General features: G+C 52.3%; 13 protein-coding genes and 2 pseudogenes. 11 read left to right on the top strand and 4 right to left on the bottom strand.

The genetic code is table 11. From position 1 onward, the window contains the following. The first annotated feature begins 108 nt into the window (after positions 1-108). The 3 genes and pseudogenes from MUBE_RS17355 to MUBE_RS05340 all read left to right on the top strand — a co-directional run bounded on the left by MUBE_RS17355 (position 109) and on the right by MUBE_RS05340 (position 3,581). Positions 109-345, top strand: a complete 237-nt coding sequence (locus MUBE_RS17355; RefSeq protein WP_243632849.1) for a hypothetical protein — start codon at positions 109-111, stop codon at positions 343-345. Positions 346-1,954: 1,609 nt separating this feature from the next. Then, positions 1,955-2,212: a hypothetical protein gene (locus MUBE_RS19970; RefSeq protein WP_116539751.1), complete on the top strand. Its 258-nt coding sequence runs from the start codon at positions 1,955-1,957 to the stop codon at positions 2,210-2,212. 133 nt (positions 2,213-2,345) lie between these two features. Further along, positions 2,346-3,581, top strand: a pseudogene (locus MUBE_RS05340) (transposase). 281 nt (positions 3,582-3,862) lie between these two features. On the opposite strand, the gene MUBE_RS15565 reads toward MUBE_RS05340, so the two are convergent. The 3 genes from MUBE_RS15565 to MUBE_RS05325 all read right to left on the bottom strand — a co-directional run bounded on the left by MUBE_RS15565 (position 3,863) and on the right by MUBE_RS05325 (position 8,686). Further along, positions 3,863-4,039 carry a hypothetical protein gene (locus tag MUBE_RS15565; RefSeq protein WP_243632871.1) on the bottom strand — a complete coding sequence of 59 codons (177 nt, stop codon included), beginning with the start codon at positions 4,037-4,039 and terminating at the stop codon, positions 3,863-3,865. Positions 4,040-5,396: 1,357 nt separating this feature from the next. Continuing rightward, positions 5,397-8,267 carry an MMPL/RND family transporter gene (locus MUBE_RS05330; protein WP_116539749.1) on the bottom strand — a complete coding sequence of 957 codons (2,871 nt, stop codon included), beginning with the start codon at positions 8,265-8,267 and terminating at the stop codon, positions 5,397-5,399. Further along, positions 8,264-8,686, bottom strand: coding sequence for an MmpS family transport accessory protein (locus tag MUBE_RS05325; protein WP_116539748.1), 423 nt, complete (start codon positions 8,684-8,686; stop codon positions 8,264-8,266). The genes MUBE_RS05330 and MUBE_RS05325 overlap by 4 nt, the downstream gene beginning before the upstream one ends. A gap of 311 nt (positions 8,687-8,997) precedes the next feature. On the opposite strand from MUBE_RS05325, the pseudogene MUBE_RS05320 reads away from it, so the two are divergent. From MUBE_RS05320 to MUBE_RS17345, 5 genes and pseudogenes are all read left to right on the top strand, one after another. After that, positions 8,998-9,662: pseudogene (locus MUBE_RS05320) on the top strand (TetR/AcrR family transcriptional regulator). Between the two features lie 490 nt (positions 9,663-10,152). Then, the gene (locus MUBE_RS19965; RefSeq protein ID WP_424399042.1) at positions 10,153-10,230 is read left to right on the top strand and encodes a hypothetical protein; all 78 of its coding nucleotides are present in this window, start codon (positions 10,153-10,155) and stop codon (positions 10,228-10,230) included. Continuing rightward, positions 10,202-10,330, top strand: a complete 129-nt coding sequence (locus tag MUBE_RS19960; protein WP_424399036.1) for an MmpS family transport accessory protein — start codon at positions 10,202-10,204, stop codon at positions 10,328-10,330. Before MUBE_RS19965 ends, MUBE_RS19960 begins: the two co-directional genes overlap by 29 nt. Next, positions 10,331-10,603 (top strand): hypothetical protein, encoded by a 273-nt coding sequence (locus MUBE_RS17350; protein WP_243632848.1) that lies wholly within the window; start codon positions 10,331-10,333, stop codon positions 10,601-10,603. It abuts the gene before it with no gap. Positions 10,604-10,856: 253 nt separating this feature from the next. Beyond that, positions 10,857-11,072 (top strand): MMPL family transporter, encoded by a 216-nt coding sequence (locus MUBE_RS17345; protein WP_243632847.1) that lies wholly within the window; start codon positions 10,857-10,859, stop codon positions 11,070-11,072. 535 nt (positions 11,073-11,607) lie between these two features. Here the strand turns inward: MUBE_RS17345 and MUBE_RS17340 are convergent. Then, a complete protein-coding gene (locus MUBE_RS17340) occupies positions 11,608-11,847 on the bottom strand; it encodes a hypothetical protein (RefSeq protein ID WP_243632846.1) in 240 nt (79 codons plus the stop codon). A gap of 731 nt (positions 11,848-12,578) precedes the next feature. Between MUBE_RS17340 and MUBE_RS19340 the strand changes: the two genes are divergently transcribed. From MUBE_RS19340 to MUBE_RS19330, 3 genes are read left to right on the top strand one after another with little or no spacing between them, the layout of a single operon-like run. Beyond that, positions 12,579-12,779, top strand: a complete 201-nt coding sequence (locus MUBE_RS19340) for a hypothetical protein (protein WP_341537699.1) — start codon at positions 12,579-12,581, stop codon at positions 12,777-12,779. Positions 12,780-12,803: 24 nt separating this feature from the next. Beyond that, positions 12,804-12,911, top strand: coding sequence for an MMPL family transporter (locus tag MUBE_RS19335; protein WP_341537698.1), 108 nt, complete (start codon positions 12,804-12,806; stop codon positions 12,909-12,911). Further along, the gene (locus tag MUBE_RS19330; protein ID WP_341537697.1) at positions 12,880-13,116 is read left to right on the top strand and encodes an MMPL family transporter; all 237 of its coding nucleotides are present in this window, start codon (positions 12,880-12,882) and stop codon (positions 13,114-13,116) included. Before MUBE_RS19335 ends, MUBE_RS19330 begins: the two co-directional genes overlap by 32 nt. Positions 13,117-13,546: the final 430 nt, after the last annotated feature.

Here is a 13,546-nt window from a genome sequence, read left to right as displayed (position 1 = left end):
TTGACCAGCATCGACAACGAACAAGAACGCACCAAGGCAGCGCTGGATGCAGCTCGTGACTTTGCCGCAGTTGCCTCACATGAACTATGTACCTCTTAACCAATTACAATGCGCGCTAATCTGGAGGTGTTGTTCACATTGGAGTTGGCCTTCGGCCAGCATGAGGAGGTAATAAGCGACATCCTTAGCGCCCAAAGCTGGACCGAAACGACATTTACAGCGCTCGAATGGCTGGCACAGGGTGGACGAAACACTTTTGATGATTTTGTCTCGTTCGATGTCACCGAACTTTTAGATCATGCCGCACGCGATGCACTTTGCATCTACCCCCGCCTTCAAGTATAGCTGATGTCGTCCCCACGGTACTGATTGATGAGATTACCCACCAGAATGCTGCTATCGATCAATAGCATAATCGCCAACGCGGTCAAGCACGGTGGTAACACCGAAATTCAGATTATCGTGATTAGTTCCAGTGAAGGCGTAGAATCACTATTGACGACAACTGCACCGGTGTGTCAGAAACCGAACTAACCACAGTCTTCGAACAACTTTGCCCGCGGGCTGACAGCATCGCGTTTAGAGGCCGGATTAGGGCCGGCACTGGTCGTCTAGTAAATCGAGTTACACGGCGGGCATGCGTCTCTACACACCAGTCCGACACACTAGACACGTAAACTTCTACTGAGACGAGCAGATGATGACTATGGTACCACATGAGCAAACCAAAGCTGGCATCTGGAGCCCGGTAATTCGACCAAGCGTTATGAGACTTTTCCTATGATTCACAATAATAAGACCTGTTGAGTCAAATTTAACAAAACGTAGGCCACACAAACAATAAAGTTCAGCACGACCAGAACCAAGCCTACGAAGATGCGACTGCGTAAGCCAGAGCATGGTAGGCGCTTGAACTTCGCCGGCCGCGGCAGGCGCGTCCGTCAATATCTCTTGAAGACGCTCTGGCGAGATTTTAACAACGTCGACACGCGCGAAGCGAGTACTCACTCGCCGCGTCTGCCCACGGCTCAGCAGCCGACATCGCAACTATAGCTGACGCGTATAGTTGCCTTCGTTGGGTACCCCAAAGGTTTGGATGGGGCTGTCACAAACTGTGAACCGAGTTCGCTTACGGCTCTCTTCGTACGCTGAATGCCAAACACGTTGGCAAAACATAAATCTCAGACACCTAGGCTCCAGCCGCACGATGGCCACTAAAAAGGATCGTCCCAAACAAGCCATCGGGGTTAATGGCAGGAAACATTATTGATGAGCATGACCGACGTGACGTATAAAAAGACCTCACTGACCTTTTTGTTATAGATCCATATAACGATTACATGTCCGCGTGTGGCAAAATATAGTAGGGTCTTAAATGTTATTCGGAGCTAACTGATATCTCTCACCTATGGCTCAAAATTTATTATAGCCGACCACAAAGTTAATATCCGCATCTTCTGCGCACTGCACCACCGAATATAATTCTAGCGACGACAAGACACGGGGGTATGTTACTCCGGTACAAAAAAAGCAGCGTAGTCACGCAGACATTCGAATATAGATACTAGGGCAACATAAATCCATCGAAAATTTGTACCTAAATAATGGAGACATAGCTACCTAGTAATGCTGGCGTTCCCATGGTTTAGCTAACATCGGTTTGATTCCTATACCTCAAGAAAACATAGTACAACAGTTCATTGTTATGGGACTTATAGACCGTTTATTACGGCGCCGAAATTGGCTATCATCTCGACAGTAGTTATGGACACAATCTCGCACTACTTCGACATCAGATATACGTGCCGCTCTTGGAGTCAATATCCTAAACCACGTAACCGCCATTCTCGCCGCAAATAAAGTTTAGTGGGAAAATTTATTCACGATAACCGTAAGTCATTACGTCATAAAAATTAACGGCAGCGCATAGCCTGATCGACTCCGGCTGATCTACATGGAACCCGAAGGAGAGTTCGAGATTGCGCGCAAACTGGCCATCAGCGGCGAAGACTTTATCAAAGTGGCCGCGCCGGGGGAGCACTTCGACGAAATCAACGTACTGTTTCACTTAGTACTTTCCACGCTCGCCGAGCAGCACCGCATCGAAGCGTTTAGTCAGCCAGGCATCATCGGAAGAGGCTGGGAGCCAGCGGACCGAGACCGGCACAGCAGTCAGCCCCAATACTCTCGCTCCAACGTCCCTATAGTTTGACAGATTTTCGCAGTCGCGGGTAGTAAAGTAAATTGATACGTCGTTGGCCAGGTAGAGATCGAAATCTTCCGATGATGAAGGTTCCTACGCCAACACCTTGAGGTGCCTGACGCTATTTTAAGCTTGTGCTGATTTGAGAAAGTTCTGCCACTTTGATGAGTTCGGGCTTGAAGTTACTGATCAACGCCTCAACTCGAGATTGTACGGTTTTGCGTGCTGTATCGTCAAGTTGGCCTAGTGGTCTCGCCGCTCCGGTCAGGAAGCTACCTGTCGTAACACTGTGATACGGCAATTGGATCATGAACCGCTGCAGTGGCGTTCCACACAACTCTGCTGGTTACCATAGCGCCGCTACCGGTGCGCTGGGCGTGAGCCGTGTGGCATCAAAACACTAGCAGTATCACGCTGCCTCGAGAAAAACTATCGCACCAGGGTCTGCCGGTGAGCTTTAGAAACTATTGTGTGCCAGCACCTGACGGTTATCTGTGTGGCTAAAGGCCTTGGGGTGCAATGGAATACTGCCAACAATGCGGTCCTGGTCGAAAGCAAGCGAACTCACATCAACTATCCGGACCGACTTCGACAACGTGCGAGTGATCGAGGTCGATGAATACGTATGGTTCCACACCCGTCGCGGTGACAAGCACGTCACGGTGATCAACGTCAGCGTGACCACTATTCGCGACGCACTGACCCGGCACGCCTGCTCGACATGGTCGAAGACCGCTTCAAGACAGTGTTCCAACAGTGGCTGTCCAGCCTACTGAAATCCTGACATGATGATGTAGAAATTGTTGCGCTAGAAGAATCTACTTGCCGCTACTGAGCGAATTACCGGATGCATTCGCGGTCACGGACCCCCTCCACGTAAGGCTGGCCGGTGACGCGCTGGACCAGCGTCGTCGCCACGTCCAACAGGCCATCTGTGGGTGCCATGGTCGCAAAACCGACCCGCTGTATGCGGCACAACGTACCCTCCCTGTACACCGACGCTGACCTGCTCGCCGATAAGTAAAAGCCGTGCCGTTCGCCGGCGACGCCCACGTCGAGGTCGAAGCCGCCTGGAAATCTAACAGCGAATGATCACTGCCTACCGCAAACCCGACAAGAAAAAGAGACGCGAAACGATGGTCAAGCTCATCGTATCCGTACGCTACGCAGTCCCCAAGACGCTCAGGGAGGTTATAACCCTCGGACAGATCTTGAAAAGAATGTCACTCTCTTCGACCGACCAAAAGCTATCAACGGACGACTCGAACACTTCCAAGGCTCCGCCCTCGGGTTCCGCAACCTCACCCATTACATCGCCAGATCACTACTGGACACCGACAGCCTCAGACCCCGACTACATCCCCAAATGTATATATAGAGTCTCATAAAGTGTGACCTAGTCCTGCTCGGACAAGACGGAGCCGACAGCGCGATAGCGGAGAGCTAGTATAGCGTATGTCACCACGGTTCTCATGACCTGCTGCGGCTGAGGCAACCGGAGTTCATCGTCGCGACTGTTGCCTGCCTTGGCTTAGACCATGTCCGACATTGCATTGCCAAGTAACACAACGACGTATTGCCAGTACAGCCAATCAGCCACGGCCGGACGCAAGACGAGAGGTCTGCTGATCGGCATCGCGGTCGTTTTTTGATCCCTGGTTATGCCAAGATGATGCCACTACTGCCGACGATGGCGTCCTGGTTGTTTAAAGTCCAGGCGTCGCGTAGGGCGAATGCGTCGTAGGTTAACTCGGGTGGGTACTCGAACGTTGCGCTCTCCACCTGATGCTTGCTTTGGTTGCCGTAGTTGCCGGTTTTGCAAACGCCTAGATAGATTTCGGACGTGAGTCGGATTTCGACCGACTATATCCGGGCCGGTAGTCGAGCATCTGGATTGACGGCGACAGGCAGTTGGCGGATCAGTTTTCGGTGGTGTTGTAGTTGCCTTCGTCGAACTTAGTGTGGCAAAACGTTTCTATCGCGTCGATTAGATATCCGGTGGGCCAGTACAGGTTTTGTTAGTTCCCACACGGTGTAATTGTTGTCGAGTGCGACGGAGTAGTTGATCTGCAACGGGGCAGCACCACTGGCCACATTGGTGAGAACCCGTTTGAAGACCTAATTCTAGGGAGGTACACTCTTATGACCACAAACCCGTTAGCGCGATGTTGATGGTGTCAGTAGACCACGTGGTTGATAGCGCGTTGACAGTTGATGTACGAGTACGACCAGAAGTTGACGAGGTCATCTTGCCCCATAATCACGCGAGGTCGATCGGGGTGCCGACTGGGGGATTGAGGTCATCTCGATGATGCCACTTAAGGTCGGTGCGGAATCATGTTGCTGCAGCTGGGCAGTGCCGTCGGTATAGGTGGCCAGTTGCCCCCGTTACTGTGCCGCCCAACTTCAGCTTGGTTGGCTCCGATGCCTTTCTACATCGCCACCGTGTAGTTGGTGGACGGCGTGCTGTAGTACTGTGGGCAGGTTGAACGCCAGCCCTAATCATGGTTATTCGGCCTGTGATTTGTATTTTGGGCTGACCACACTCGGATACGTACCACTTTGGCCAGCGCGAGAAATAGCAACAGCAGCGCTGTGCTGGCTGCGAACGTCGTGGCCGGCACGAGCGTTGCCATCCCGATTGATGTCGTGCCGCCGACAACCACGATTATGGCTAGCACCTGAGCGGCGTACGGTACTTACAGCGCGCCCAACGTTAGTCCTAGCTCGACACCGCTTGTTTTTCTTCGAATTGGCTCCCTGCCAGATTGCATGGTATGCGAGCGAACGGCAGCTCGAGCAAGTGCTGCAGTGGCGGAAAGGTCAATCCCACGCCGATCAGCACCAGAAGTCACCAGGGTGGCTCACTGGATAGCGTCCTGCAGCAGATGCAAGATCGGCAATAGTGCAGAGTCGGCCAGGGTGATCACGTTGAAGCTGCAGACTAGGCCCCGCAATCACCAGGTATGGGCGCATCGCTAAACGTTTGCTGTGGGTGCTTATTAGGTGCTGTCTAAACGGGACAAGAACACCATCGGAAGTACCGACAAGATGCAACGGCGATATTTCGGTGATCAGGTCACCCAGAAATCTGGTCAGTGCGATCCTGTGCGTACTGCTATTCGGGTCGGGCGAGGTTAAGGGTGGTCCGCGGCGACCGACCGCGACGCACACCGAGCCTGGGCGGTCACCATTAGTCGCTGTAAGCCAGGGAACGATTTGGATGGGATTCCGCCGGGGTCCGCAGCGGCTGGGAACGCACTCTCATCGGCCACCAGAACCAGCGTCCCAGCAGCGCTGCGATGGACGGCATCATGAACGAGCGCACGATCAACGTGTCGAACAGCAGGCCCAGACCGATCGTGGTACCCACCTGTCCGATCACCCGCAAGTCGCTTACGACCATGGATGCCATCGTGAACGTGAACACTAGCCCGGCGTTTGTCACGACCTTGCCGGTGCCGCCCATCGAACGGATGATGCCGGTCTTCAAGCCGGCATGGAATTCCTGTTTGAACCGTGATACCAACAGCAGGTTATAGTCAGATCCCACCGCCAACAGCACGATGACAGACATCGCAAGTACCATATAGTGCAATTCGATACCGAGAATGTGTTGCCAGAGCAACACGGACAGTCCAAAGGACGTACCTAATGAAAGTGCGACTGTACCTACGATAACAGCGGCGGCTACAAAGGCTCGGGTAATGATCAACATGATGATGAAAATCAGGCAAAGCGACGAAATCCCCGCGATCACGAGATCCCAGTTGGCACCCTCATCGATGTCTTTGAAGACGGCCGCCGTCCCGGTCAGGTAGATCTTGACGTCCTCCAATGGAGTTCCCTTGAGTGCCTCCTCGGCAGCCGTGCGTATCGCGTTGGTACTTGCTATACCCTCAGCGGTGGCGGGATCTCCCCGATGCAGAATGATGAAGCGAGCTGCGTGCCCATCCGATGATAGGAACGAATTCATCGCGCGCTTGAAGTCGGCGTTTTTGAAGACTTCGGGTGGAAGGTAGAACGAGTCGTCGTTTTTGGCGGCGTCGAATGCCTTCCCCATCGCATTGGCGTTGTTGCTCAGCTCGTTCATCTGATCAAAGATTCCGGACATGGTGCTGTGCATGGTCAGCACTATGGTTCGCATGCTCTTCATGCTTTCGATCATCGGCGGGAACTGTTCCAACATCTGCGGCATCAGCAGATTCAAGTTTTTGATCTCACCAACGAGCGAGTTCAGCTTCTCGTCAATCTGGTCCACGCCGTCCAGCGCGTCTAATATCGATCTAAACGACCAGCAAACTGGAATGTCAAAACAATGTTTTTCCCAGTAAAAATAGTTGCGGATTGGTCGCCATAAGTCATCAAAGTTCGCAACTTCATCACGCAGTTTATTAGTAATTTTTTGCATTTCTACAGTATCGCCAGCAATGCGATAAGAATTTTCGGTTAGCAGTGCCATTAATTGGTGCATGCGTCGCATCGTGGCAATCGTCTTAGTAATCTCTTCGGCCTGCTTCAACATGTCGTTCATCCGATCTCGTTGGTATTTCATAGTTTGTATTTGGCCGGCATTTTGCATGCTTATCTGAAATGGTATCGATGTATGATCCATTACCGTTCCGTCAGGTCTAGTTATTGCCTGGACCCGGGAGATTCCTGGAACATGAAAGATTCCTTTGGCCAGCTTGTCCAGGATCAGGAAGTCTGCCGGGTTTCGCATATCATGATCTGACTCGATCATTAAAATCTCAGGCTTCATCCGGGCCTGTGGGAAATGGCGATCCGCGGCTGCAAATCCTTGGTTGGCAGGGGTGGATGTGGGTAGATACGCCCGGTCGTTGTAGTTGGCTCGGTATCCGGGCAGAGCCAGTAGGCCGACCATGGCGATGGCGCAGGTGGTAACGAGAATGGGCAGCGGCCAGCGGACCACCACGGTGCCGACCCGTCGCCAGCCACGGACCTTGATCAGCCGTTTGGGTTCAAAAAAGCCGAAGCGGCTGCCGACCGACAGCAGCGCTGGCCCCAGGGTGAGTGCGACCGCCACGGCGATGAGCATCCCCACCGCGCACGGGACGCCCAGAGTTTGGAAAGATGGCATCCGGGTGAAGTTGAGACAAAAAGTCGCTCCGGCAATTGTCAGCCCAGAGCCCAAAATTACATGGGAGGTTCCCCGGTACATGGTGTAGAAGGCCGTTTCCTTGTCCTCGCCGGCCTGGCGGGCCTCCTGGTAGCGCTCGATGATAAATATCCCGTAGTCGGTACCGACCGCGATGGCTAAGGACGTGAGTAAATTCACCGCTAAGGTGGACAAACTGATGAGCCCGGTATGCCCGAGCAGCGCGACGACTCCCCGCGCCGCCACCGATTCGATTCCGACCGCGAACAGCAGCAGAAACACGGTGGTAAGCGATCGGTAGACGAGCAGCAACATCACCAGGATCACGATCACACTCGTTGCGGTGATCCGGATCATGGATTTGTCGCCGCTATAGTGCATATCCGCCATCAAGGCCGACGCCCCAGTGACCCAGGCCGTTATCCCTGGTGGTGCAGGTGTCTGCACTACGATTTTGCGGACCGCATTGATGGATTCTTGAGCCAGCGGCTCACCTTGGCTACCCGCGAGACTCAATTGTACATAGGCGGCCTTACCGTCGTTGCTTTGAGCTCCAGGCGCAGTGAGGGGGTCCCCCCAAAAGTCTTGGAGACTTTGCACGTGCTTGTCGGTCCGCAACCTACGAATCAAGCTGTCGTAAAACCGGTGAGCATCGTCACCGAGCGGCTTGTCGCCTTCCAGGACGATCATGATTACGCTATCGGAATTTCCTTCATTGAAGGCCTGGCCCATCTTCTTCATCGCGATGTATGAAGGCGCATCCTTCGGGTTGAGCGAGACTGAATGCTTTTGCCCGACGTCTTCTAGCGATGGGACGAAGACACTGACGGCGACGGCAATGGCCAGCCAGGCCAAGATGATCGGTACCGCAAGTCGGCGGGTCATCATTGTGATGAACGGTCGTTCGGTGTCCGTGTTAAAGTGATTCGCGTATGTGGTCGTCACGCGGACTTCACCAGACAATAGGTGTAGGCGTTGACCTCGTTAGAAATTCTCTCGGCTTTGACCACGCCGTCCACCGTGATTCGGCAACCGATACTACCGGCATTGCCCTGCGCCACAAGGTTTCCCACTACTGCGGCCAAGGTTGTTGTCATATGTAACGACCACGGCAATTGTGCCCCATCGACTCGCTGAGAGTCGGAATTGACATCGAAATAGCTGATATCTGCGATCGTTCCCGGTGGGCCGAAGATCTCGTAAACAATCTGCTTAGGGTTGAACGGTTTGCTGTTTCCCAGGTTGCTGTCTGCGTAGGACTCGCGTTTCTCGGAGGCGAAATAACCGTGGACGCGGTTCACGACGAGTCCCCCGACGACAAGCACCGCCAGAACGACAAGTGGAATCCAAATCCGGGACAACAACTTGAAAATTGGAATCCCCTTACCCCGTTAGCACTTGGACATTGACGACCCGTTGTCCGCTCGATCAAGTTCAACGTCAGATTGTCGCGCCGGACCGTCCGCACCACAATCCCGGATTACCGCAGCCCTGCGATGGTCGGCCCGAGTCGAAAGCGCTTTGGCCGGAATACAACCAAGACTCGCCAAAGTAAATCACGGAGCCTGCCACTGCCTCCTTCCTGTCACGCTCCTCGAGCGTAACGTATATCGCATGCGTAATGGCAAGTTCCTTTGCCACCGACAAATCACACCCTGTGCGTTAGCCACTGGCAGTGGCGCAACTTAAGTTCCAGCGCGCCCGCACTGAGAAAAACAAGCGTTAGTGGGCGGCAGCACTCGTGGAAGCCGTCCGTTTACTGGCCGCTCGAGACTGATGTGGTGTCGGTGACGTTGATTGCTGTCGCCAGCTGCGCCGGAATTCGCTATTCTGCGGTGTGTCACTACTCTACCTCCCAATAAAGAGATCTTGCTTCACCTCGCTACTGAGAGTTTGGGTGTAGTGGTCGAGCATGGTGTGTGAAAAGTTAGCGAAAACTGGTCCGATGTCGTTATCGCTGATGGCTGCCACATTGGCCAACGGACTGGCCACCGACACGCTATTCTGTGATCTGCTTATCAGTCTGCACCTGTATCTTGAGTACGAAGTGGACGTCGAGTTCAAACGGACCAGTACCGCTTCTGTGATCGCCCTGGCGGACGTAATCCAGCATGCGTTGCCTGCGCTAGGGCGTTCGAGTGCATTCGCCATTCTGTTGGCCTCCTACTTTCTGGCGGCTACCGTGTGGTAAATCGCAACCCCCGGAGCGGCTCACTGACGCCTATGCCGAACATGCTGAGGGACCGGAGGTCCTCCCACCCGAATGGAACTATGACTTTGCCGCTGCGCTGAGTCGACTAAGCAGCCACCTGTATCGGCCCCATCTCCGGATCGCAGTGAGCAGAGATAGGGGCTGTGTTGTGACGGGGCAAGTGACGTTGATCACCGGTGCGTTGGGCCCCGGCGACCGGGATGCGGCCATTCCATACGCCGCCTGGCTGCTGCGGCTAAGATATTTAGCACAACGAAGCATTTGGTGAGATGGCCAGCTGGTGGGCGTTTTCGCGGGCTCGCACACCTGGGCCAGAAGTCGAATGGGTGGTCGAGCGCTCGATGCGTGGACGGTGATTGGATGGTTAAGATTACGGTTGCCACCGCGGTACGAAAAGTGTGGATTGTGATCATGGCTGCGGTAGCAGGGCTCTAGTGTTTATTGGTTCCACAGCTTCTTCGACACTCACGACAATCAGGTGCGTTACTAGCGGCATTTCGGATGACGTCAAGCCGTCTGATACCTAGCACGTAGTCCGCCAAGCTTATAGTCTCCGTCGGTACGGTGGCCAACATCAATTACCTGGACGTCAACGCTTAGCCGCAGCGGGTAAGTAACGTGCTCCTGTCCTGTACGCTTTCGCTCACCACAACACTTCCGTCGGTGAGTGTCAGCGTTGTGGCGCAGGGTGAATAGCGACCAGATCGACTGCCTGATCATCGTCAACGATGTGGTCAAAGACGAAAGATCGACGAGTGGGGTGAATGCTCAGACCTTGCTGTATAGTGAAATCTGAATGACCGATAATCCGGTTAAGCAGCTCTCGAACGTGCCAGTTTTTGCGTGGATGCTATATAAGCTTGCGCTGCCGATCTTCCTGTTCTGGGTGGGGCTTGTAGTTGTCCTCAGAGTCTTTGGCCTATCGTTGGATGTCGCCGGAAAAGAACACCTGGTGTCCATGAGTCCTCACGATGCGCTGTCTGTGCAGGCGATGAAGCGGGTCGGCCAAGTGTTTAACGGGTTCAACACTGACAGTGCGATAAGTATCGTTCTGGAAGACGATAAATAGCTCGGCAATTAGGCCCATAACTATTACGACGAGCTGATCAGGAAGTTCTTGGCGATTAAAAAGCACATCTAGGACTTCTGGGGGATTCGCTGACGGTGGCTGGGTCGCAAAGTTGGGACGGCAAGACAGCCGGCGAGCTATATAATAAATGTATCTTGCCGGTAACCAGGGTGAGAGCTTAACCGACGAGTCTGTCGAGGCTTTCCGGCACATTGTGGACGGTATGCTGGTGCCGCCGGGCGTCAAGGCTTAAATGACTGGCGCTGCGGCACTGACTGTCGATCAGTCAACAGCAGGTGAGAAGGGGGTGCAACGGGTCACGAGGATTACCAGGAAGATGATCATCGAGATGTTGTCTTTATTCTACCGCTCTATTGTTCAGGTAATACTGGCACTCGTGATTATAGGAATTGAGCTCATGACGGCTCGGAAAATCGTCATTTTCCTACGCTTACATCAACATGATTGAGCTGTCAACTCGCGGTTAATTTGCTCGTATTCATGGCCATCGCGATAGGAACGGACTATACAGTAATTCGTTCTTTAATGATATCAAGAGGTATGTGCTCTCAATAGGGATCGAGAAAAAATAATTTCTACACCATGTTCCAGGTAACCGCTCACGTTGTAATCGACTCAAGTCTAATTATCGTTGGTGCGATGTATTCCCTTAGTTTCACCTAGTTGTCCTATTTTCCAGACACTCGGTGTGCTGTGCGCCGTGAGAATTTTTGGTCGCCGTGATCACCGCGATTACGCCAGGAATGGCCTCCTTCCTATCGGCATTTTCTTCCGTCTATTCGACCCCAAACGAAAGATGAGGACTCGACGAGTGAGAACTGCCATCGTCTGTTAGCCTGAATCGATTCTAGTTATGTCGGTCGCGATTGTTCTTATTGAGTTGCTCGCTTTACCTGGGGTGCAAGACCAATTATGACGCTCACAGATATTTGCTTGTCAGCACCAGGTCCGAAAATTGGCTATGCCACCGAGGACAAAAACTTTCACCATGCCCAGATTAATCCGGAATTATTAACGGTCGAGACCGACCACGACATGCGTAATCCGGCTAATATGCCGGCGTTGAGCCGGATCACCAGGGGCATCTTCCATATCCTCGGTGTTGTGCGAGTACAGGCGATGATCAGACCGCTGGGAACGGCGATCGCAAACACATCCATAATGTTCCAAATCAGCATAAAAACACAACGCAAGTCGAGAACCAACAGTACCTGTAAGCACATGGCGGACATATTTAAGCAGGTCAACATAATGCAGCAGTTTATTGATATATATAGCACATATTCGATACCATATCGAAGATTGTTGAGACTGCATTTCATAGGACCTATTTTACTCAATGCAATGGTCATAGTTACCAGATGATTACGAGATCACAATTGCCGATTTTGATGCTTTCTAGAGTACGATTCGTAGCTACTTATACTGGGGAAGACATTACTTCGACGTACGCTTTTGGATAATTGTGATCGATATTTCGATATCTTATACGGATTGGATCAAATAACCAAAAATTTCGTGGTTTGCACCGGCGGCATAGACGAGCTGGATTGGTTGATGTCGAGGATGCTCGCCCAAATACCGCCGATGGTTACTGCCAGGACGACGATTAAGATCATGATACTGACCATGCACAGCTGGATTGTCGCTTTTGTATGCTCAGATGGACATTATACAAAAACCCAACGGCGATGGGTAAGGTTTTCGATGTCGCTTAGAACGATGCTCCTTCTATATCCTGCCGGAGGTCTTCGACAAGCCCAATTTCAAATACGGTCTGAAGATGTTTCTCTCGTCGGATGGACCCGCGACCCGCTTTATCTTTTCCATGCAAGGGATCCCGCTACCCGCGAAAGCATTTCACAGGTTGATCCGATCATAGAGCACGGCTATAGAAGCCATCAAGAGGACCCGGCTGGAGAGCGCCAAAATCTACCTTGCCGAAACTGCTTCAGTGTACAAAAATATGCGTGACGGATCCAAGTATGACTTACTGATCGCGGGAATAACTTCGTCCATTCTCATCTTGATCGTTAATGTTGATTATTACCCGAAACCTGGTGGTCGCGATCACCATTGTGGGAGCCGTGCTGCTTTCGTCGGATGCATCTTTTGGACTGTCCACCCTAATCCGGCAGAACACAATCGGCTTTGAATCGTACTATGGGTGGTGTTCACGATGTCTGTCATTTTGCTCTTGGCGGTGGTATCGGATTACAAGTTGTTACTGGTTTTCAGTTTTCCAGAGGAAATCCATGCCGGATTGGAGACTGGAATTGTCCGGTGATGGTCGGCATCAATGCTGTGGTGACGTCCGCGGATCTAGTGTTTGCCGCCACCATTTGAAGATGATTAGGCAGTTTAGTGCCACTGTCAGCCTGGACTTTTTGTTCGACACCTTGATCGTGCGTTCATTTATAATAATCTCAATTATCATCCTACTGGGATGTTGGTTCTGGTGGCCGCAAACAGGTACGCACTTGGCCAGTTAATCGACTACTTCGACCATACGGACCCCATCCAATTGTGCTTGCACTACTACTGCCTAGGGATAGGAATAAAGTGGCCTAAACCACGAACACCGATTTGTTCCCGGTAATCACATCGCACTACTGACGGCGAATTTGTTAAACTTACTCTGCTAGTTAACTGCACGGTGTTGTGGATTTATGTCGTTCAGTTGAACTTTTTACGTCAGATAGTATACGCCCTGGTGTACGAGTCAATTACTAGCCTGCCGCAGAACGTTGATTCTGAGGCTGCACATACAGCTGATACATAAAATGTTGACGATAGTTTTCACCCGAGTCCAGGCTTAGATTGCTGCATTTATCGACGGCGTGCCTGTGTACGATGTAGTTGGCTCGGTTGGTGCAGCCCGTTTCGGATTGGCAGGTGAACTAATACGAGTTGAAGTACGTA

Source organism: Mycobacterium uberis (assembly GCF_003408705.1).
Taxonomy (GTDB): Bacteria; Actinomycetota; Actinomycetes; order Mycobacteriales; family Mycobacteriaceae; genus Mycobacterium; species Mycobacterium uberis.
This window is presented reverse-complemented; position numbering and strand designations above follow the sequence as displayed.

What these genes read in the sequence shown, in the direction of transcription:
- MUBE_RS17355 (WP_243632849.1), top strand. Translation starts at nt 109, where the DNA reads ATGCGCGCTAATCTGGAGGTGTTGTTCACATTGGAGTTGGCCTTCGGC.
- MUBE_RS19970 (WP_116539751.1), top strand. Translation starts at nt 1,955, where the DNA reads ATGGAACCCGAAGGAGAGTTCGAGATTGCGCGCAAACTGGCCATCAGC.
- MUBE_RS17350 (WP_243632848.1), top strand. Translation starts at nt 10,331, where the DNA reads ATGACCGATAATCCGGTTAAGCAGCTCTCGAACGTGCCAGTTTTTGCG.
- MUBE_RS17345 (WP_243632847.1), top strand. Translation starts at nt 10,857, where the DNA reads ATGACTGGCGCTGCGGCACTGACTGTCGATCAGTCAACAGCAGGTGAG.
- MUBE_RS17340 (WP_243632846.1), bottom strand. Translation starts at nt 11,847, where the DNA reads ATGTGCTTACAGGTACTGTTGGTTCTCGACTTGCGTTGTGTTTTTATG.
- MUBE_RS19335 (WP_341537698.1), top strand. Translation starts at nt 12,804, where the DNA reads ATGTCTGTCATTTTGCTCTTGGCGGTGGTATCGGATTACAAGTTGTTA.
- MUBE_RS19330 (WP_341537697.1), top strand. Translation starts at nt 12,880, where the DNA reads ATGCCGGATTGGAGACTGGAATTGTCCGGTGATGGTCGGCATCAATGC.